General features: G+C 65.8%; 16 protein-coding genes. 6 read left to right on the top strand and 10 right to left on the bottom strand.

The window, feature by feature from the left end; genetic code table 11:
• Positions 1–225: 225 nt before the first annotated feature.
• The gene (locus tag AD89_RS0116115) at positions 226–1,149 is read left to right on the top strand and encodes a DoxX family protein (protein ID WP_231488730.1); all 924 of its coding nucleotides are present in this window, start codon (positions 226–228) and stop codon (positions 1,147–1,149) included.
• A gap of 81 nt (positions 1,150–1,230) precedes the next feature.
• Here AD89_RS0116115 and AD89_RS0116110 read toward each other — a convergent pair whose 3' ends face one another.
• Positions 1,231–2,343, bottom strand: coding sequence for a DUF6882 domain-containing protein (locus tag AD89_RS0116110; RefSeq protein WP_025780541.1), 1,113 nt, complete (start codon positions 2,341–2,343; stop codon positions 1,231–1,233).
• Between the two features lie 215 nt (positions 2,344–2,558).
• On the opposite strand from AD89_RS0116110, the gene AD89_RS0116105 reads away from it, so the two are divergent.
• The 3 genes from AD89_RS0116105 (at position 2,559) to AD89_RS0116095 (ending at position 8,423) form a co-directional block, all read left to right on the top strand.
• Positions 2,559–4,292 carry an ABC transporter ATP-binding protein gene (locus AD89_RS0116105; protein ID WP_025780540.1) on the top strand — a complete coding sequence of 578 codons (1,734 nt, stop codon included), beginning with the start codon at positions 2,559–2,561 and terminating at the stop codon, positions 4,290–4,292.
• A gap of 1 nt (position 4,293) precedes the next feature.
• Positions 4,294–6,315, top strand: coding sequence for an ABC transporter ATP-binding protein (locus AD89_RS0116100; protein ID WP_025780539.1), 2,022 nt, complete (start codon positions 4,294–4,296; stop codon positions 6,313–6,315).
• A 401-nt stretch (positions 6,316–6,716) separates the two neighbouring features.
• Entirely contained in the window at positions 6,717–8,423 is a 1,707-nt protein-coding gene (locus AD89_RS0116095; protein WP_155807496.1) for a fibronectin-binding protein FnbA, read from the top strand.
• Positions 8,424–8,598: 175 nt separating this feature from the next.
• On the opposite strand, the gene purQ is transcribed toward AD89_RS0116095, so the two are convergent.
• From purQ to purD, 9 genes are all read right to left on the bottom strand, one after another.
• Positions 8,599–9,336, bottom strand: coding sequence for a phosphoribosylformylglycinamidine synthase subunit PurQ (purQ, locus tag AD89_RS0116090; RefSeq protein ID WP_025780536.1), 738 nt, complete (start codon positions 9,334–9,336; stop codon positions 8,599–8,601).
• Positions 9,333–9,590, bottom strand: coding sequence for a phosphoribosylformylglycinamidine synthase subunit PurS (gene purS / locus AD89_RS0116085; RefSeq protein ID WP_025780534.1), 258 nt, complete (start codon positions 9,588–9,590; stop codon positions 9,333–9,335). The genes purQ and purS overlap by 4 nt, the downstream gene beginning before the upstream one ends.
• A 115-nt stretch (positions 9,591–9,705) precedes the next feature.
• On the bottom strand, positions 9,706–11,127 hold the full coding sequence (locus AD89_RS0116080; RefSeq protein WP_025780533.1) for an NAD(P)/FAD-dependent oxidoreductase: 1,422 nt from the start codon (positions 11,125–11,127) through the stop codon (positions 9,706–9,708).
• A gap of 36 nt (positions 11,128–11,163) precedes the next feature.
• On the bottom strand, positions 11,164–12,027 hold the full coding sequence (locus tag AD89_RS0116075; RefSeq protein ID WP_025780532.1) for an ABC transporter permease: 864 nt from the start codon (positions 12,025–12,027) through the stop codon (positions 11,164–11,166).
• 1 nt (position 12,028) lies between these two features.
• Positions 12,029–12,964, bottom strand: a complete 936-nt coding sequence (locus AD89_RS0116070; RefSeq protein WP_025780530.1) for an ABC transporter permease — start codon at positions 12,962–12,964, stop codon at positions 12,029–12,031.
• The gene (locus tag AD89_RS0116065; RefSeq protein WP_035321229.1) at positions 12,961–14,124 is read right to left on the bottom strand and encodes a polyamine ABC transporter substrate-binding protein; all 1,164 of its coding nucleotides are present in this window, start codon (positions 14,122–14,124) and stop codon (positions 12,961–12,963) included. Before AD89_RS0116065 ends, AD89_RS0116070 begins: the two co-directional genes overlap by 4 nt.
• A gap of 1 nt (position 14,125) precedes the next feature.
• Positions 14,126–15,313 carry an ABC transporter ATP-binding protein gene (locus AD89_RS0116060; RefSeq protein ID WP_025780527.1) on the bottom strand — a complete coding sequence of 396 codons (1,188 nt, stop codon included), beginning with the start codon at positions 15,311–15,313 and terminating at the stop codon, positions 14,126–14,128.
• Between the two features lie 15 nt (positions 15,314–15,328).
• Positions 15,329–17,041 (bottom strand): amidohydrolase, encoded by a 1,713-nt coding sequence (locus tag AD89_RS0116055; RefSeq protein WP_025780525.1) that lies wholly within the window; start codon positions 17,039–17,041, stop codon positions 15,329–15,331.
• 347 nt (positions 17,042–17,388) lie between these two features.
• The gene (gene purD, locus AD89_RS0116050) at positions 17,389–19,629 is read right to left on the bottom strand and encodes a phosphoribosylamine--glycine ligase (RefSeq protein WP_025780524.1); all 2,241 of its coding nucleotides are present in this window, start codon (positions 19,627–19,629) and stop codon (positions 17,389–17,391) included.
• Between the two features lie 33 nt (positions 19,630–19,662).
• Between purD and AD89_RS0116045 the strand changes: the two genes are divergently transcribed.
• Positions 19,663–20,787 carry an asparaginase gene (locus tag AD89_RS0116045; RefSeq protein WP_025780523.1) on the top strand — a complete coding sequence of 375 codons (1,125 nt, stop codon included), beginning with the start codon at positions 19,663–19,665 and terminating at the stop codon, positions 20,785–20,787.
• Positions 20,787–21,182, top strand: coding sequence for a sterol carrier family protein (locus AD89_RS0116040; RefSeq protein WP_025780521.1), 396 nt, complete (start codon positions 20,787–20,789; stop codon positions 21,180–21,182). Before AD89_RS0116045 ends, AD89_RS0116040 begins: the two co-directional genes overlap by 1 nt.
• Position 21,183: the final 1 nt, after the last annotated feature.

Below are 21,183 nucleotides of genomic sequence, written 5' to 3'. Positions count from 1 at the left end.
GCCCCCGCCAGGTAGCAATAGGGAGGTGGGGAATGTCTTTTGGACTGGTCCTGAGATCCCTACTTCGGATCAAGTCGTTTTGTCACTAATCTGATTACCATGATGACGCAAGACACTGCGATACAGGGACAATCAACAGACCAGTCAGCTCAGTCGGTTCGGCCACGGTCCCGATGGGTCGGGATCCTTTGGGCCCTCCATTGGGCGCTCCGAATGGGGCTGGCGGTGTCTCTCCTGCCCTACGCCTGGACGAAGATCTTTCACGTTCAGATGGGTTACGCCGACTACGCCGATGCACTTGTCCAATACGGCGAGATGAGCCCCATGGGACTGCTGTGGCGCTTCATGGCGTTCTCCCCGACCGTGCAGTTTCTGGCAGGCCTTGCTGAGCTGATCGCCGTCATCCTGCTGCTCTTCCGGCGCTCAGCCTGGCTCGGTGCACTCATCGCTGCTCTGGACATGAGCGTCGTCTTCCTGCTCAACCTGACGTTCGACGTGCCGGTCAAGCAACTGTCCGGAGCGATGGCGCTGGTGGGTCTCATCCTTCTCATCCCCAATGTGCCTCGAGTCGTGCGATTCGCACTCGGGCGCAGCGTCGGACCTGCAGTCAGCGGCCTCATCTGGCGCAACCGGATCTTCGTCCGGATCACTCGCTGGGTATCCCCGATACTCGCCATCGTCATCATCATCGGCAGCGGTCTGGCAATCGGTATCAGCCTGAGGTGGGGCAGCCCTGGGACTCCGGAGGAGATCTCAGGTGTCTACACTGTCACGGCGTCAGGCAAGACGACCCCGATCGACGGCACCGAGCACACGACCGCGGACATCACTCAGATCGCGTTCGGGCAGATCGGGTCCCGCAGCGGCAAGAGAATGAGCGTGCGGTACTCCGATGGTGACTTCCAGGACGGCGTCTACAGCGTCGACGGTCAATCGATCACAGTGGAGCTCTTTCCGGTCCGGAAAGGTGCTCAGGCGCCCGTTCGCGGTCCTTCCGGCACCGTCGAATTTCGGTACTCGACGACCGAGGATGGGGAGTTCTCCCTGCGGACAGAAGACTCGGAACTGACACTGCACAACGATGACGAGCGACGTTTCCTCTTCGACCGTGGCTTCCGATGGGGTCCCGAGGCACCCGTGAATCGCTGAAGGGCGATGAATGATTTGGGGCCCCGCCGATCGGCAGGGCCCCAAATCATCTGTCCATGATCCGGCAGATCAAAAGCCGCTTCAGCGTCCGAACAACTTCGAGAACAGCCCTTTCTTCTTCGGCTTGGCCTCCTTGCTCGGTTCTTCCTCGGCAGAAGTCTCTGCCTGCGCAGGCTCGACAGGGTGGTCTCCGCGCGGTCGTTCGTCTTCCGGCTGCTGCTGTCCGCGTGCGGCATCCGAAACCTCCGCGGCAGGCTCTGCGGCTTCGTCGACCCGAGCCTCGGCCGCCGGGGTCGCCTCCGCTGCCGGCTGCTCGTCCGGCACGGACTTCGTGGGTGCAGTTTCCTCTGTCTGAGCAGGCGCCGGAGTTGCCGGGGCCGTCTCAGACGGTGCGGCAGCGTCGTCCGCGGCGGAAGCGGAAGCCGAATCCGGCGTACGGGAGGCGGCGGCCGCCTCGGCGGGGGTGCCCGTGGATCCCCCGGCGGCGGCGAACTGGTCGGCGGCCTCACCTTCCAAGGGAGCGTTCAGATCGCAGTTGGAGATGCGACGCTCATCGTCGAAAGACAGGTCAGCGGAGCCGTCGGCGAACAGCATCCGCAGCCCACCATCGGGCAGCTCTGCCGTCGGAATGCCGCGTTTGACGACGTACGCCTCGACAGCCGCCCGGTGATCGGTCACCGTCGTCTGCGTCAGACCCTGCATGAGCGCGCGCACAGAGACCTTGACCTGCGGTGCGGGCAGGGCGACCTCGGCGGCATCGACGAGCAGCCATACCGTGGTCCCGGCACCGGCGGCGGCAGGATAGTGGGCCCACTTGTCGGTGGCCTCCTTCGACGCCAGGGTCAGGCGCAGTGCGAGCTCCTCATCGAGGGAGAGCTCCGGTGTCGTGAGCTCGGTGACATCCTCGGCGGCCCCGTACTTGCGCACCTCGTGGGAGAGCCCGACGACGGCATCGGGGAAGTCGTTGACGTTCTCCCATCCCCACAGCCACGTCTTCTCCCGGTCGGACTCGGAACCGAGCAGATGTGGTCGGGCGCGCAGAACGGCACCGTCGGCCGACGTGAACGTCAGATGCGGGTCGGAGCTGAAGTCGACTTCCCACTCGGCGTCGGCGATGAGCGCACCGAAATGCGTCTGCACCTCCGTCGAGTAGAAGACGGCGCGGTTGACCAGGTCCTGCAGAGTTGAGCTCATGGTTTCAAGCGTATGCGGGAGCGCCCGAGAATCGAGGAGGCACGCGGTGCGATGGCCGTGTCAGTGCCTCATGGTGGAGTAGATGTCTCAGCAGAACTGCCAGAATCGTCGTCCGTACATATACCTCGGGGAGGAGAACTCATGTAAGGTAGTCTGTTGCGCTTCGCAACTCTCACGACTCTATTGTCAGCCTTTCTTCACTCAGGACGTTCAACGTGGCCTTACTCCGCCTGTCCCTGAAATACGCCAAAAACTACTGGCCCTTCATCATTCTGGTCGTCATCCTGCAGCTGGCCTCGACCATCGCAGCGCTGTACCTTCCCAGCCTCAACGCTCGGATCATCGACGAAGGTGTCGCCAAGGGCGATACCGACTTCATCTGGTCGACAGGCATGACGATGCTGCTCGTCTGCCTCGTGCAGGTCGTCACCGCGATCACCGCGATCTACTTCGGCGCCCGCACAGGGATGGGCGTCGGCCGCGACCTCCGCAGAGCGATCTACCGCCAGGTCGACGACCTGTCGATGCTCGAGGTCGGACGATTCGGCTCCGCCACCCTCATCACCCGCAACACCAACGACGTCCAACAGGTTCAGATGCTGGTGCTCATGACCCTGAACTTCATGGTCTCGACCCCGATCATGTGCATCGGCGGCATCATCATGGCCCTGAGAGAAGACGCCGGGCTGTCCTGGCTGGTGTGGGTGTCCGTGCCCGTCCTGTTCATCGTCGTCGCCATCCTCGTCTACCTCCTCATGCCGCTGTTCCGCCGCATGCAGGACCAGGTCGACGACATCAACGGCGTTCTGCGCGAACAGATCACCGGCATCCGCGTCATCCGCGCCTTCGTCCGCGAACCCTTTGAGACCGACCGGTACGCAGACGCCAACCGTGCCCTGACCGAAACCTCGGTCAAGGTCGGCAATCTGTTCGTGCTCATGTTCCCCGCCATCATGATGATCCTCCACCTCGCGACCGCAGCCGTCCTGTGGTTCGGCGGTCACCGCGTCGACGCCGGACAGATGGAAGTGGGATCGCTGACGGCGTTCCTGCAGTACCTGCTGCAGATCCTGGTGGCCGTGATGATGGGCGTATTCATGATGATGATGATTCCGCGCGCCGTCGTCTGCGCCGAACGCATCGCAGAGATCCTCGACACCCGCAGCACGATGACCATCCCCGCCGGTGTCACGGACCTGCCCGGACGTGGTGAGCTCGAATTCCGCAATGTCTCCTTCGGATATCCCGGCGCCGAGGTGCCTGTGCTGGACGGACTGACCTTCACCGCCCAGCCCGGAACGACCACCGCGATCATCGGCTCGACCGGCTCCGGCAAGTCCACGATCGTCAACCTCATCCCCAGACTCATCGACCCGCAGGCAGGCGAGATCCTCATCGACGGGATCCCCGTCACCGAGTTCAACCGCCACCAGCTGGCCCAGCTCATCGGTCTCGTCCCGCAGAAGCCGTATCTGTTCTCCGGCACGATCGCCTCGAACCTGCGCTTCGGAAACGAGGACGCCACCGATGACGAGCTGTGGGAGGCCCTGCGCATCGCTCAGGCCGACGACTTCGTCATCGAGAAGGAGGACCGGCTCTCAGAGCGCGTCGCCCAGGGAGGCACGAACTACTCCGGCGGGCAGCGTCAGCGTCTCTGCATCGCCAGAGCCCTGACGGTGAAGCCGCAGATCTATGTCTTCGACGATTCGTTCTCCGCCCTCGACGTCGCCACCGACGCACGGCTGCGGGCGGCCCTCGACGAATCGACGGGGGAGGCCACCGTCATCGTCGTCGCCCAACGCGTATCGACGATCCGGGACGCTGACCAGATCATCGTCCTCGAAGCAGGGAAGATCGTCGGCCGCGGCACCCATGACGAACTCGCCGAGGCGAACCCGACCTACCGCGAGATCATCGAATCCCAGCTGACCACGGAAGAGGTGAACTGACATGGCCGACGACACCTCGACCGAGACCGTGGTGGCTGCGGAAGACGAATACATTCCCAGCGGCGAGGAGCTGGAGATGAGCGGCGGCACACCTCCGCGCAAGGCCAAGCACTTCTGGCCCTCGGTCAAACGGCTGTTCGGACTCATGGCCAGCGAGAAGAAGGGCATGATCTACGTCGTCGCCCTCGTCGTCGGCTCCGTGGTCCTCACCGTCATCGCTCCTAAGGTCCTCGGCAAGGCGATGGACGTCGTGTACTCCGGAGTCATCGGTGCTGGGCTGCCCGCAGGTGCGAATATCGACGACATCATCGCCGGGGCCCGCGCTGAAGGCCGCGACGACTTCGCCGATATGCTCGCCACCGCCGAGGTGGTGCCCGGGCAGGGAATCGACTTCACCGCACTCGGGCAGATCATCATCGCCGTCCTGCTCATGTACCTCGTGGCCTCGATGCTCATGTGGGCGCAGGGATACATCCTCAACGCCCTGGTCATGCGGGTCGTCTACCGACTGCGTGAGGACATCGAACGCAAGATCAACCGACTGCCGCTGCGCTACTTCGACACCCGGCAGCGCGGCGACGTGATGTCGCGAGTGACCAACGACGTCGACAACATCCAGCAGGCCCTGCAGCAGGCGTTCTCGCAGCTCGTGCAGTCGGCGCTGACGATCATCGGCATCGGCGTGATGATGTTCATCGTGTCCTGGCAGCTTGCGCTGCTGGCCCTCATCGCACTGCCGCTGTCGGCGATCATCGCCGGTGTCATCGGCACTCGGTCGCAGAAGCTGTTCAAGGCGCAGTGGAAGCACACCGGTGAGGTCAACGGGCACGTCGAAGAGTCGTTCTCCGGCCTCGACATCGTCAGGGCCTTCGGCCGTGATGAGGTCATGCTCGACGAGTTCGACCGTCGCAACGAATCGCTGTACAAGGCCTCAGCGGGAGCACAGTTCGTCTCCGGCATGATCATGCCCTCGATGCAGTTCGTGTCCTACCTCAGCTATGTCCTCATCGCAGTCGCCGGCGGCCTCAAGGTGGCAACGGGGCAGATGACGCTCGGCGATGCGACCGCGTTCATCCAGTATTCCCGTGAGTTCTCGCAGCCGATCTCCGAGATGGCCGGTGTCGCGAACATGCTCCAATCCGGTGTCGCCTCGGCGGAGCGGACCTTCGAACTGCTCGACGCCGAGGAGGAGGATCCCGACGAGGTGCAGCGGGAACTGCCCCCGCGCACCCCGGGCAAGGTCGAGTTCTCCGAGGTGAGCTTCCGCTACGCTCCCGAGATTCCTCTCATCGAGAAGGTGTCCTTCACCGCAGAGCCGGGACATACGGTGGCGATCGTCGGACCCACCGGCGCCGGCAAGACCACCTTGGTCAATCTCGTGATGCGCTTCTATGAGATCACGGGCGGAACCATCTTCCTCGACGGCATCGACACCCGCGACCTCAGCCGTGCCGACCTCCGCTCGCATGTGGGCATGGTCCTTCAGGACGCCTGGCTGTATGAGGGCACGATCGCCGACAACATCCGCTACGGTCGGCTGGGTGCCACCGATGAGGAAGTCGTCGCCGCGGCCAAGGCGACGATGGTCGACCGGTTCGTGCGTCAGCTGCCCGACGGCTATGACACGGTCATCGATTCCGACAGTGGAAGCGTCTCGGCCGGTGAGCGACAGCTCATCACGATCGCCCGAGCCTTCCTCGCCGACCCCTCGCTGCTCATCCTCGATGAGGCGACCTCCTCGGTCGACACCCGCACCGAGGTTCTCGTGCAGCAGGCGATGGCGGCACTGCGGACCGATCGGACGTCGTTCGTCATCGCCCACCGGCTGTCGACGATCCGTGACGCTCACACCATCCTCGTGATGGAGGACGGCGCAATCGTCGAGCACGGCAATCATGAGCAGCTGCTCGCCGCACAAGGCGCCTACTACCGGCTGTACATGTCGCAGTTCCGCGGGGAGGACGCCGAGGAGCAGTTCACCGCCGAGGCGCCGGCAGAGGATGGGCCCTCGCCGCGGGCCTGACAGGGCCGACCGGCCGCAGGGTCCTCGAGCTCGAGCTCGGGGACCCTGTCTCGCATTCACCGCAGAAATCAGACAATGAACGGACATCTGCATAACGATTTCTGCCTGGCTTATGCCGAAATCGACCCGAATGTGACATTGATCTTTCTGCTCTGCCGTGTGGATCTCCGAGCTCGATTCGAAGTTCCTGTGCAGGTGAGAGGACGGCAGCTGGAGCGAACACGAGGGGAGCCATGACCCGGGCGCGCGAACTGTATTGCGAAGTGATAAACATTCGGCGCAACATCTCTATCACTTCTGTCATGACCTAAATGAACTAAAGTCGTGCGTACTCCTGTGCCTGCGTATGGTCCAAGCCATAACTGAAGACGGCAACCGGCCAGAACTCTGGAAGGACCATCATGAGACGCTTGGCAATGGCGGCAACATTCGCCCTGGCACTCTCCATCGGAGGACTGAGTCCGGCGGTCGCGCTGGCCGACGACAACTCTGCAGCGGACGCAACGGTCGTACCGGCGACAGGAAACGGCGACGCAGAAACCCCGGGTCCGGAGGATCCTCCCGCAGGCCCCGGTGACGACGCTGATCCCGGCACCGACGGCACACCTGCCGAACCCGGTGACGGGGAGGACTCGACTGATCAGGGCGGCGACGAGAACGCGGCCGATCCCGGTGACGGTGAAGAGGCGGCCGATCCTGGCGAAGGTTCGGGCGAACCGACCGAGGACTCAACCCCGATCGATGCCTCGTTCTCCCTCGACCGGTCGACGATGCCGGTCGACGAGGCAGCTGAAGCCATCCCCTTCACGATCACCGGCCTCAAGGTTGGAGACACCGTCACCGCCGAACCGGGCGAGAACGGTTCCACCACCGTCGACAGCGACGGAACGTACAACGGTGAGCTCCGCGGCAACACCGAGCTCAAGGTCGGCGATGTCGTCGGCGTCACCGTGGTCGTCGCCCGCGACGGGCAGGAGTCGAAGACCTTCACCGGCAGCGTGGAGATCACCGACAGCCACGCTGACTCGGATGCGACCGTCAGCGTCGACCCGCAGAGCCAGACGATCGATTCCTACCTCGACAACGGTGTCGACATCATCGTGAGCAGCTGCGAACCGGGCGAAGAGGTGACAGTCACCATCGTCCGCAAGGGAGAGGACACGAACATCTGGGAAGAGACGAAGACCGCCGGCGACGACGGTTCGGTCTCGGCGTCCTTCATGCCCGGCACCGGTGGCGACGGATGGATCGGCGACTTCGTGGTCAGCGCAGAATGCGGTGACATGACCGCAGAGACGACATACTCGGTCACTGAGAACGACGACGGAACCGATGCGGATCTCAGCGTCACTCCACAGAGCCAGAAGCTGGCCGACTTCCTCGAGAACGGCGTCAACATCACCCTCGTCAACTGCCACGTCGACTCCGAGGTGACGTTCCAGGTGAGCTCCGCGACAGACCCCGACACGGTGATCTGGGAAGAGACCCAAGACGCCGGTGAAGATGCGGCCGGATCCGTTCGGTTCGTCCCCGACGGTGACGGCGGCACCGGTTGGATCGGTGACTTCACCGTCGCAGCCACCTGCGGTGACAAGAGCGCCGAGACCACGTTCACGGTCACCGATGACGGCAGCGTCATCGACCCGACGCTCTCGATCAGTCCCGAACGAATCTCCGGAGTGGACTTCATCGACCGAGACAAGGGCGTACAGATGACGCTCACCGACTGCGGGGCGGACGCCGATGCGCATTTCGAGGTGTACTCGGGTGACAAGAGCGAGAAGCTCTACGAGCAGACGGCAACGGCTGATCAGGATGGCACAGCCGGAATCCAGGTCTATGGCCTCGGGGACGATCCCGCGTACTACGTCGGGACGTACCACGTCGTCGCCGCTTGTATGGACGTCAGCAGGTCAGGAAAGTTCGTCGTGACCGGTGGTGAATCCGGCGGCGGAAACGGAGGAGAGTCCGGCGAAGCCGGCGGATCCGCAGGCGGCTCGTCGATGCCGCGTACCGGTGCCGAACTCACCGGCCTGACGGCAGGCGCCCTGCTCATCCTCGGCGGTGGAGCAGCCATCGGACTGGCCCGCCGGAAGAATTGGAGCTGACAGCGGTCGGCGACCCGTCGGGTTGGTGACTGCACCCGGCCCGACGGTGTCCATGGTGGCGGCGAAAGCGACACAGCTCTCCGGCCACAACGGCTCAGGCCCCGAACTCGCAGAGAACCGAGTTCGGGGCCTGATGCGTCTCCGAGCAAAGGCGGACCACGTGCCGGGGGTGGTCTCAGCCCTGGGCGACGAGAGTGCGCACGGCCGAGGAGAAGAACCCCTGACCGTCGACTCCACCGCCGGATTCGGGGCCGAAACCGGCCTCGACGGCGTGTTCGGGGTGCGGCATGAGACCGACGACGTTGCCTGCTTCGTTCGTGATTCCGGCGATGTCGCGCAGAGACCCGTTCGGGTTGAAGCCCTGGTAGCGGAAGACCACGCGTCCGGTCGACTCGAGCTCATCGAGCACCTCGTCGGTGGCGACGAACCCGCCCTCGCCGTTCTTCAGCGGAATGCGGATCGTCTCACCCCGCTCGTAGTCGCTCGTCCACGCGGTGTTCGCGTTCTCCACGACCAGGTCCTGGTCGCGGCAGATGAAGTGCTGGTGATCGTTTCTGATGAGGGCACCGGGCAGCAGACGGGACTCGCAGAGGATCTGGAAGCCGTTGCAGATGCCGAGCACCGGCATACCGGCATTCGCCGCAGCGACGACGGACTCCATGATCGGAGCGAATCCGGCGATCGCACCGCAGCGCAGGTAGTCACCGTAGGAGAATCCGCCCGGCAGGATGACGGCGTCGACTCCGGACAGAGTCGAATCCGCATGCCACAGGTTCACCGGGTTCGCACCGGCCAGGCGAACGGCTCGAGCCGCGTCACGGTCATCGAGCGTTCCGGGGAACGTGACGACTCCGACGGAGACGCCGGACTCTGCGGTCGCCTCGGCGGTGGGATCAGCAGCGACAGCGGTCACGATGCGTCCTCGGCCACGCGGACGGCCACAACGTTTTCGATCACGGGGTTCGACAGAAGCTTCTCTGCGGCTTCGCGTGCCTGGGCGAGGACCTCCTCGGTGGCTTCGCCGTCAACCTCGAGTTCGAACCTCTTGCCCTGACGAACCTCACCGAACCCGGTGAAGCCCAGACGGGTCAGTCCGCCGGAGATCGCCTTGCCCTGCGGGTCAAGGATCTCGGGTTTGGGCATCACCTCAACGACGACACGTGCCATGCGTGTACTGCTCCTTTGTGAAAGTGTTCGGGAGTTCCTCCCGCGCTCACTCAGAGTCTACCAACCACGGCCGAATTCCCCGCCCGCGGTCCGGTCGCCGGACAGGCCGGAGCCCTCACGAGTCGAAGCCCATGCCCGCCGCATCGAGGACCTTGAGCAGGGGGCCGCGCCGACCCTCGTTCTCATCGGCCTTGATCAGCGCATTCGTCGTCAGCTTGATGCCCAACCAGGCCACGGGTTCGGGAGGGAACGGCAGGGGGAGCTTGCGCACCATCTCGAGCTCGGTCAGCTCGGTGTCCTCGCCGGAGAGCAGATCGAGCATGACCGTGCCGGCGAACCGGGAAGCGCCGACACCGAGCCCGGTGAACCCGGCAGCCATGGCGACCTTCTTCCCGTAGGCGCTGGTGAAGAACGAGAAGAACCGCGAGCAGGTGTCGATCGGTCCGCCCCATTTGTGAGTGAACTTCAGTCCGGCCAGCTGCGGAAAGGTTTCGAAGAAGTGCTCGGCGAGGGTCTCGAAGGTCTCGGGCCGCTGATCGTACTTCCACGACACCTTCCGCCCGAAGTGATAGACGGCGTCCCAGCCGCCGAAGAGGATCCGATTGTCCGCGGTCAGCCGGTAGTAGTGGAAGCGATTCGCGCAGTCGCCGATGCCCTGGCGGCCCTCCCACCCGATCGCGGCCATCTGCTCATCGGTCAGAGGCTCGGTCATCAGCGCATAGTCGTAGACGGGCACGGTGTGCAGACTCACCCGCTTGAGCAGGGACGGGAACACATTCGTCGCCAACGCCACCCGCTTCGCCGTGATCGTACTGCACTGAGCGGCCGCGCAGTCCTCGATTGTCTCCGCGGTCACGCGGGTCTGGACTCGCACGGTCGACGTCGCATCGCTGACATCGGTGACCTTCGTGCCCTCATAGACGTCGACCCCGAGTTCGCGGATGACGCGCAGCAGCTCCCAGCACAGCTTCGCCGGATTGACCAGCGCGACCTCGCGAGAATCCCACAGTGCACCCTTGTACGTCGGTGACTTGACGATCCCCGCGAGTTCCTGCTGGTCGAGGAAGATGAAACCGGAATCCGGATCGTGGGCCTCCCGCAGCTCGGCGACCTGGTAGTCCTCGGTGGCGACGTCGAGTTCGCCCGTGCGTTCGAACTCGACGTCCATTCCGTACTTCGCCACCGCGGCTTCGATGGCGTCGAGGTTCTCCCGGCCCAGCTGCGCGAGCCGATCGTTCTCCTCCGGCAGGTGGGCTTTCCCGTTGTCGTAGCCGTGCGTGAGGCTGGCCGCGCAGAATCCGCCATTGCGCCCCGAGGCGGCCCACCCGATCGAGTTCGCCTCGACGAGCGCGACCCGACGGTTCGGGTCCCGTTCCTTCGCCTGCAGCGCCGTCCACAGGCCCGTGAACCCGCCGCCGACGACGAGGAGGTCGGTCTCGCGGTCCTCGACCAGCGGCGGCAGCGGCTGCGGGCGGAGGTCGGTATCGAGCCAGAACGGAATGGTCGAGGCGTCGGCCAATGCGGGATGCACGTCCATGTCACTTCACTTTCTTCATGGTGCAGTCGGCAGCTCTCAGGCGGCCATGGTCTTGATGATCTCGGTGGCGTTGCCGCCGGCCTTGCGCAGGACGAACCCGACGAAGCCGAGGGCGGCGAGGGTGAGCACGAACATCACCGTCGACATCGCCGCGACCTCGGGGCGCAGAGCCACGCGGACGGCGGAGAAGATGTAGACCGGCCACGGGGTGTAGCCCGGCTGTTGGACGAAGCTCGAGAGGATCGTGTTGTCGAGGCTGACGGTGAACGACATCAGGGCGCCGGCGAGGATGCCGGGAGCCGCGATCGGCAGGGTGATGTCCTTGAACCGGTTCCACGGTGTCGCACCGAGGTCGGCGGCGGCGTCCTCGAGCTGTGTGTCCATGCCGGCGAGTCGGGCCCTGATGATGAACGTCACGATCGCCATGGAGAACATCGCATGCGAGATGATGAGCCTGACCAGACCGTTGTTGAGCGGGGTGATGCCCCAGTCGACGCCGACGGTGACGAACCACGGCAGGAACGAGATGCCGTCGACGATCTCGGGCGTGACCAGGGTCAGACCGAGGATCGCGGTCAGTCCGAGCGCCCACCATGCGCCCCTTCGCGCCCTGGCCAGAGCGACCCCGCCGAGGGTGCCGAAGATCGTCGAAACGATGGCCGTGCCCACCGCTGCCTGCAGGCTCGTGACGATGGAGGAGACGATGATGTCGTTGTTGATGCCGCTGATGTAGGCGTGCAGGCCGAAACCGCGGAAGTTCGCGAGCACCTTGCCGTTGTTGAACGAATAGGCGATGATCACCGCGATCGGCACGAACAGGTAGACGAAGACGATGATGCCCCAGACGTGCAGAGCGATATCGGTCGGTGTCCGACGTGCGAACGTGTTCTTCTTCGGCATCTCAGGCCCTCCCGTCCTGCAGCGGAACACTGTTGAGTCTGGCCGTGATCGCCTGCCCGAGCTTGAGCAGCGCGAATCCGAGACCGACGACGACCAGGGTGGAGATGATGAGGATCATCGCCATGGCCGCCCCGACCGCCCAGTTCTGTGCGGTGTTGAACTGATTGGCGATGAGCTGCCCGACCATCGAGCCGCTCGCACCGCCGAGGACGGTTGCCGTGACGTAGTCTCCGTTGAGCGGGATGAACACGAGCAGGCAGCCGGAGACGACTCCCGGCATCGCCATCGGCAGCGTCACCCGCATGAAGGTCTTCACCTTCCCCGCGCCGAGGTCGTAGCTGGCCTCCCGCAGCTTCTTGCCGGAGGCGTCGATGGCGACGAACAGCGGCAGGATCATCAGCGGCAGATAGTTGTAGACGACGCCGATCTGCACGGCCGAGCGGGTGTAGAGGATGTCCAGCGGTCCGTCGAGCAGCCCGAGGCTCTGCAGCCAGTTCGACAAGAACCCGTCGGGGGAGAGCATGATCTGCCAACCGAGGGTGCGGACGAGGAAGTTCGTCCAGAACGGCACCATCACCAACGCCAGAGCCAGGGAACGGCGGGCCGGGGAGACCTTGACCGCCAACCAGTAGGCGAAGGGCAGGGCGATGAGCAGGCAGAGGATCGTGCCGACGATCGAGATCCGCAGGGTCGCGAAGAACGTGGAGACGAAGCTTGCGCTCATCGCCTCCGGGTAGCGGTCGAAGGACAGCCGGTCGGTGGCGATAGCCGTGAACTCATCCGGTTTGTAGCCGAAGCTGTAGAAGACGATGAGTGCCAGCGGAACGATGAAGAAGAACAGCGCATAGGCCCACGTCGGAAACGACATGGCCGCCGGGCCGAAGAAACGCGGGGAGAGCCCGCGCCTGGCTGTCTCTGTGGTCGTGGTTGTACTCATGCTCCACTCCTGGCCTGGGCGTCGGCAAAGATCTTCGTGCGGATCTGATCGGCCGGGGTCTGCTTGCTCGGTTCGAGACGGTCGAGGACCTCCTGGGCCGGGAAGATGAGGTCACGTTCGTCGAGGTCGGCCTTGACCGCCTGCTCTTCGAGCCCCTTCGTGCCGATCGGGTAGCCGATGTAGTCGAGCTGCTCGACGGCCGTGTCCGGGGAGATCATGTGGTTGATGAAGGCGTGGGCGGAGTCCGGGTGCGGAGCACCGGTGGCGATCGCCCACGTGTCCGTCCACAGGTTCGCCGACGGTGTCGGGAACACGAACTTCCAGTTCTCCGGGTCCTTGACCTCCGACAGTCCCTGCCGGGCGTCACCGTTGAACGCATGCAGCATCGTGAAGCTGCCTTGGATCATGCCGGTGGCAGCATTGCCGATATAGGCCTTGATGTTCGGGGCCAGCTGGTCGACGACGATCGTCCGAGCCCGGTCGAGTTCGTCTTCGTCCTCGGTGTTGAGGCTGACATCCATGGCGGCCAAGGCGATCGCTGAGACCTCCCACGGGTCCTCGAGCAGCGCCGTCGTGCCGGCCGCTTCCTTCTGCGCGGCGTCGACGAAGTCCTGCCAGCTGGTCAGCTCACGGTCGATCTTCGTCGTGTTGTAGACGAAGCCGGTCGTGCCCCAGGCCTTACAGACGGTGTACGTGTTGTCCGGGTCGAAGTACTGGTTCTTGAAGTTGTCGTCGATGTGTTCGAAGTTCGGGATGAGCGAGAGATCGAGTTCTTGGAGCAGATCATGGTTGAGCATCTGCGGAACGTTCGATCCGGTCGGGACGACCACGTCGTAGCCGGAGGTGCCGCGTGAGGTGGAGAGCTTCGCGGCGAGTTCCTCGTTCGATCCGTACGAGTCGACCTGGACGAGCACGTCATACTTCGATTTGAACGCCTCGATGAGTTCCGGAGCATCGTAGTCGCCCCACGAGTAGAGGTTGAGCTTCGATTCGAGCTTGCCGTCGGTCGGCGGCGACGCCGCCATCTTCGTGGTCGTTCCGCACGCGCTCAGTGCGCCGAGGCCTGCGACACCGAATCCGGCCAGCAGCGCTCGCCGGCTCAACCTCGCCGAGGCGGCCCGCGGGGCCAGGAATGTCACATCGGGTCGTGTGCCGGCCATCTCAGGCACCGCCCTCGACGGTCGCGGCCGGCAGGCCAGGCTCACGGTCGTACACGGTCACGGCGTCGGCATCCCAGCTCAGCTCCACCTCGGTGCCGGCACTGATCGGCTCCCGCCCGGCGGCGGGGACGCGAGCGAGGATCTCGTCGTTGTCGCCGACGACGATCATGTACTGGATGACGTCGCCTAAGAACGAATACGAGATCACCGCGCCGCGTGCCGTGTTCGCGTCCCCGGAGGCCTCGCCGGCCGGGGCGACGTGCATCCGTTCGGGGCGGATGGCTGCGCGCACCCGGTCTCCGACGGTGAGATCACGGGGTTCACCGGCAGCAGTGGACGGTCTGAGTGTCAGCGTCGGGGCCGTGAGCACGGCGTTGGCCGTGCGCAGGGTCGCGGTCGTCGAATCGGCGGACGTCACCTCGGCGGAGATGAAGTTCTGCTTGCCGATGAAGCCGGCGACGAAGCCGTTGTGCGGATTCGCGTAGATGTCCTCACCGGTCCCGATCTGCTGGATGACGCCGTCGTACATGACGACGATGCGATCGCTCATCGCCAGTGCCTCGTCTTGGTCGTGGGTGACGAAGACGAAGGTCGTGTCGAGTCTCGTGTGGAGTCGTTTGAGCTCGAGCTGCATCTCCTCGCGCAGCTTCCGGTCGAGCGCCGACATCGGCTCGTCGAGGAGGAGGACCTGCGGGCGGTTGACGAGCGCCCGGGCCAGGGCGATGCGCTGCTGCTGACCGCCGGAGAGCTGTTCGGGCTTGCGTCCGGCGAAGTCCTCCATCTGAACGAGTGCCAGGGCCTCTCTGACCCGTTGGGCGATCTCCGGCTTCGGAACCTTCGCCTGCTTGAGTCCGTAGGCGATGTTGTCGGCGATGTTCATGTGCGGGAAGAGCAGGTACGACTGGAACACCGTGTTGACCGGTCGGCGGTGCGGCGGCAGGGACACGATGTCCTTGCCGCCGAGCAGGATCGCCCCGTCGGTGGGGGTCTCGAACCCGGCGATCATCCGCAGCAGGGTGGTCTTTCCGCAGCCGGAGGGGCCGAGCAGGGAGAGGAACTCGCCCTTGTGGACGTTCAAGTCGAGGCGTTCGATGGCGGTGTTGTCGCCGAAGACCTTCTTCACTCCCTGGATCTCGAGGTGGTCGAGTCCGGTCTCCGCAGAGGGCGCCGAGGTGGCTGTGCTGGTCATGATGGCCTTTCGTCGTCAGCGGGCTGAGCCGGTGGTGGTCGGTGCGGACGTGGTGGTCGGTGTCTGAGGCGGCAGATCATCGTGGACGATGCGGCCGTCGCAGATCGTCAGAACGTTGGTGATTCCGGCGATGTCGGTCGTCGGCAGTGTGAAGGGGTCGGCGCTGGCCAGGGCGAGGTTGGCCGGCTGACCGGGGCGGATGTGGCCGTTGTCGGCAGAGCGCAGGAGGTGTGCCGAGCCTGCGGTGTAGGCACGCAGTGCCGTCGTCAGGTCGATCGCCTCATCCGGCAGCAGCGCAGCGGCGTCCGCGGCGGTCGGGTGTGAGCGGTTGAGCGCGACATGGATCGCCTCCCACGGGTTCGCCGTCGACACGGGCCAGTCCGAGCCCATCGCCAGATGGGCGCCGGTGCGGTTGAGAGACCCGAAAGGGTAGAGCCAGCCGCTGCGTTCGGCACCGAGGAACGGTAAGTTGAGGTCGATCATCTGCTCGTCATGGCAGGCCCACAGCGCCTGCAGGTTCGCGGTGATGCCGAGTTCGGCGAAGCGCGGCACATCGGCGGGATCGACGACCTGGACGTGGGCGATATGGTGGCGCCGGTCGGCGGTGTTGGCTGCGCCGGTCGTCCCGGTGCCGGCCGTGCCCTGGCTGCGGACGGCCTCGAAAGCGTCGAGGGCGGCCTTGACGGCGGCATCGCCGATCGCATGGCAGTGGATGTCGAAGCCGGCCGCATCGAGGGCCGCGAACGAGGCCTCGAGGTGGGCTTTCGTGAAATAGCTCGTTCCGAAGCCGCCGCAGGTGCACGTGTATTCGGTCGTCATCGCCGCGGTCCGGGATTCGACGATCCCGTCGAGCATGAACTTCACCGAGGTGGCGCGGAAGCGTCCGTCGGCACGGGCGAGATCGGTCAGTCGGGCCACCTCGGCGTCGATGTCGGTGACCCCGCGCGGCCACCACAGGCTGCCGACGACCTCGGAATGGAGCTCGCCGGTCTCTGCCGCCCCGGCGTAGGTGCCGTACGGGTCGCGGTGACCGCCGTAGTCGCCGACGATGGCGTCCATCCATGCAGTCACACCGAGGGAGTTGAGATAGCGCTGGCCTTCGCGCAGGCCGGCCAGGACCTCCTCGTCGGAGGCGGCGGGAACGGAGGCGGAGACGAGGTCGATGGCCGATTCGTGCAGGCACCCGGTGGGCCGACCGGTCGAATCGGTGACGATGACGCCGCCGGCAGGGGCCGTCGACGTCTCGTCGAGTCCGGCCGCGGTCATCGCCTGCGTGTTCACCCATGCCGAATGGTGGTCGGCGCTGAGCAGGATCGCCGGCCTGTCCGGGCAGGCTTCGTCGAGGATGTCGGCACTCGGGTCTCCTCCGGGGAAGTGGGCCATCGACCAACCGCCGCCGATGACCCAGTCGTTCGCAGGGTCGGTCGCGCCGTCATGACGGGGCGTCTCGGCGACATAGTCGCGGATCATCTGCAGCGCCGCCTCGAGGCTGTCGGCTCCGCTGATATCGCAGGCCAGGGCCTCCTGGCCGCCGAAGGTCGTGTGCACATGCGCATCGACGAATCCGGGAGTGAGCAGCTTGCCGGTGGCGGTGATCGTGCGCGCGGCGGGCACCGCTGCGGGACCGGTGCCGATCTCGGTGACGATCCCGTCGCGGATGCTCACGCGATCCTCGGGGCGCAGAGCCTCACCGTCGAAGATCGCGACGTCGAGGATGTCGAGGTCCATCGGTGCCTCCCGGCTGCTGTGTCGTGGCAGAGGCGGATCGCAGAGTCCGCTCTCTGAGTGTGTTGTGGATCACTGTGAGGTCACCTTAGCGGAAGTTCTCTCCCGATTCCACTGATTCCGTTGCCGAATTGCGGATGTATTGATGGAAACTGCAATGCAGATTGCCAGTGATGCTGAATCAGCGTCTCATTCCGCGATATTCGCACAGTAGTTGTTGGCGGCTCGGCTGTCGGCGACAGCGGGCGCGAGGTGGCCGGGGAGTTTCTGGGAACGACGAAGCCGCGGGGCACCGACTGTGCGTCGGTGCCCCGCGGCTCACGTGCCGGCGCTCTGGGGCGCGCAGGGTCTCAGGCGGGGAACGTCTCCCCGGTGAGCTTCTCGAAGGCCTCGATATAGCGGGCGCGGGTCTTCTCGACCACCTCGGCGGGCAGCGGCGGGGGAGGAGTGTCCGACGCCTTGTCCCACCCGGATTCGTCGGTCAGCCAGTCGCGGACGAACTGCTTGTCGAAGCTCGACTGAGTCTTGCCCGCCTCATAGCCCGCGGCGTCCCAGAAGCGAGAGGAGTCAGGGGTGAGCACCTCGTCGCCGAGGACGATCGTGCCATCGGACAGGGTTCCGAACTCGAACTTCGTATCGGCCAGGATGATCCCGCGTTCCCGGGCGATCTGCTCGGCACGCTGGTAGATCTCCACGGTCAGATCGCGCAGCTTCTCCGCCGTCTCCGTCCCGACGGTCTCGGCGACGGCGGAGAAGCTGACGTTCTCATCGTGGTCTCCGAGCTCGGCCTTCGTCGCCGGAGTGAAGATCGGGGGCTCGAGGCGGTCGGCCTCGACGAGCCCGGCCGGCAGTTGGATGCCGCACACGGACCCGGTGGCCCGGTAGTCTGACATTCCCGAACCGGTGAGGTAGCCGCGGGCGACGCACTCGACGGGGAACATGGAGAGATTCTGCACGATCAGCCCGCGTCCGGCCACGGCGGCCGGCACATCCGAGCTGATGACATGGTTGCCGATGACATCGGCGAGCTGATCGAACCACCACAGGCTCAGGCCGGTGAGCACCTTGCCCTTGTCCGGGATCTCCGAATCGAGCACCCAGTCGTAGGCGGAGATGCGGTCCGAGGCGACCATGAGCAGCTGCTCGGCGCTCGCAGCGTCGGCGGCGTCGGCGGGAATGTAGAGGTCGCGGACCTTCCCCGAATACACATGCTTCCAGCCCGGCAGTACCGGAGGCTGCGGGGCGGGGGCGGCGTAGCCGGAAGCGAGCTCGATGCGCCCGGCGGCGGCTGCCTCGGCGATATCGGTGCGATGCTGCTCGCCGTCCCATGCGATCTCGTCGACCGCGGCATAGGCCTTCGCCCGTGCATCGTCGAGGTCGTCACCGAGGGAGACGACGGAGAGCACGCGGCCGCCGGAGGTGACGATGTCACCGGTCTCGGCGATGTCCTTCGTGATCACGGCGTCCTCGGGGGCGAACCCTCCGCTGGGGCCGGTCGCGAGCTTCGTGCCCGCGTGCAGGACGCTGACGTCGGGCAGGGCCGCGGCGGTGTCGAGCCCGCGGATGATGTCCCCGGTGCTCGGCGTGGCCGGGTAGTTCTCGGCAGCCATGACCACGGTCACCGAGGAGCGCGGATCCCATTCGAGGGCCGCGACCTCGTTGAGGCGCCCCTCGGCGGCGGCGAGCAGCGTCTGGCCCAGGGGGCTGGCCAGCCGGGCGAGCACGGACTGCGTCTCCGGATCGCCGAAGCGGACGTTGAACTCGATGACGCGCAGACCTTTCGACGTCAGCGCCAGACCGCAGTAGAGCAGACCGGTGAACGGGGTGCCGCGGCGGGCCATCTCATCGACGACGGGTTGGGCGACGGTGTCGATGATCTCCTCGACCGTGCCGGCGGGCAGCCAAGGCAGCGGCGAATAGGCGCCCATTCCGCCCGTGTTCGGGCCGGTGTCGCCGTCGCCGATGCGTTTGAAGTCCTGCGCCGGGGCCAGGGGGACGGTGGTCGTGCCGTCGCAGAGGACGAACAGAGACACCTCGGGTCCGTCGAGGTAGTCCTCGATGACGACCCGATCGGAAACCTCGAGGCAGGAGCTCGCATGCGCCAGCGCGGCATCGAGGTCATCGGTGACGACGACTCCCTTGCCGGCGGCCAGTCCATCGGCCTTGACCACATGCGGGGCACCGAATTCGCGCAGCGCGGCGGCGGCCTCATCGGTCGAATAGGCGACCACGGTGCGGGCAGTCGGCACGTTCGCGGACTCCATGACCTCCTTCGCGAACGCCTTGGAGCCTTCGAGGTGAGCGGCGTCCGCGCTGGGGCCGAAGACGGGGAAGGAGGCTTCGCGCAGAGCATCCGCAACACCGGCGACCAGCGGGGCTTCGGGCCCGATGACGACGAGGTCGACGTCGAGGGTCTCGGCCAGCGCGGTCACGGCGGCGGCATCCGAGGCGTCGACGGCCTCGGTGTGGGCGATCTGCGCGATCCCGGGATTGCCGGGAGCGGCGATGACGGCGTCGACCTGCGGGTCGCGCGAGAGAGCAAGGACGAGGGCGTGTTCACGGGCGCCCGAACCGATGACAAGAACCTTCACGCCACCAGCCTAAAGGGTCGTAGGCTTGAGTGCGTGACCCTCTCGACTTTCACTCCCGCCCAAGCCGCCGAGCTCGCAGTCGTCGAGCGCTCCGGGTTCATCGAATCCCGGCACATCGGATCCGCCGTGGTCCTGGCCCCGGACGGATCACCGCTGATCAGTCTGGGCGCCCCGGAGGCAGCCGTGTTCACCCGTTCCAGTCTCAAACCGCTGCAGGCGATCGCCGCGATGAGCCTCGGCGCGCAGCTGACAGGTCCTGCCGCGGCCCTGGCGACCGCCTCGCACAAGTCCGAGGCCGGGCACGTCGAGGTCGTCGAATCGATGCTCGCGGCCGCCGGGCTGAGCGTGTCCGACCTGCAGTGCCCGTCCGCCCATCCCGCCGACGGAGCCTTCCGCCGCGAACTGCAGGAGCGTGCACGGGCTCGTTCAGATGCGGACACCGACCCGCGCTCGCCCCTGTACTTCAACTGCTCCGGCAAACACGCGGCGTTCCTCGCCGCCGCCCGTGCCATCGGTGCCGACACCTCCACCTACCTGTCCCCGGACCATCCCGTGCAGCAGAAGGTCGCCGAGGTGGTCGCCGCCTTCGCCTCCGAGCACCCGTCCGCGGTCGGCATCGACGGCTGCGGGGCTCCCGTGTTCGCGCTCAGCCTCACCGGACTGGCCCGCGCGGTCGGCCGCGTCGTCCGGATGGGCAGCACCGACGGCGCCGCCGAGGCGTCAACAGAGGCATGGGCCGCGTATGAGGACGAGGCGCGCACCCTCACCGAGGCGGTCTTCGCCGACCCGTGGGCGATCGAGGGCCACGGCCGACCGAACTCGACCGTCATCGACCGGCTCGGCGTCTTCGCCAAGGGCGGGGCCGAAGGCGTCATCGTCATGGCCACCCGAACCGGGTATTCGGTGGCGGTGAAATGCCTCGACGGGTCCTCGCGGGCGACCGGGCTCGTGGCGCTGACCCTGCTCCAGCGGGCCGGAGCGTTCGCTGCCGGGCTGGGAGCCGCCTCGGCGCCGGAGGACGACACAGTCGACGCCGTGATCGCGGCGATCACGGACACGGTCACCGGGGGCACGGATTCCGAGGGGCGGACGGACGTTGTCGGCACGCTCTGCGTGGGTGAAGATGTAGCGAAGATTCGGCGGAGGGAGCAGGACTGATGGCGATTCGCAGAAGGATCGACCCCGATCAGGGGCGCAGTGCAGTGGAGATGTGGCTGACCCAGGCGAGGCTCGATGCGGCTCCGGCCGACCGGTCGACCACCGCCACCGCCGTGCGCTTCACCCTCGAAGAGCTCGCCTCTCGCGCCGAAGGCAACAGCGTCGAGGTCCGGGTTCCACCCTTCGGGGTCACGCAGTGCATCGCCGGACCCCGGCACACCCGCGGCACCCCGCCGAACGTCGTCGAAACCTCCGCCGAGGTGTGGCTGAGCCTGGCCACCGGGCGCACCGACTTCGCCACCGCGCTCGCCGCCGGAGACATCGACGCCTCGGGAACCCGAGCCGACCTCGGCGATTTCCTGCCCCTCTTCACGCCTGCAGAACTCGAGGCCTGAG

The organism is Brevibacterium sp. VCM10 (assembly GCF_000583215.1).
Classification (GTDB): domain Bacteria; phylum Actinomycetota; class Actinomycetes; order Actinomycetales; family Brevibacteriaceae; genus Brevibacterium; species Brevibacterium linens.
Note: the sequence above shows the minus strand (reverse complement) of the source record. Positions and strands in the feature narration are given on the sequence as shown.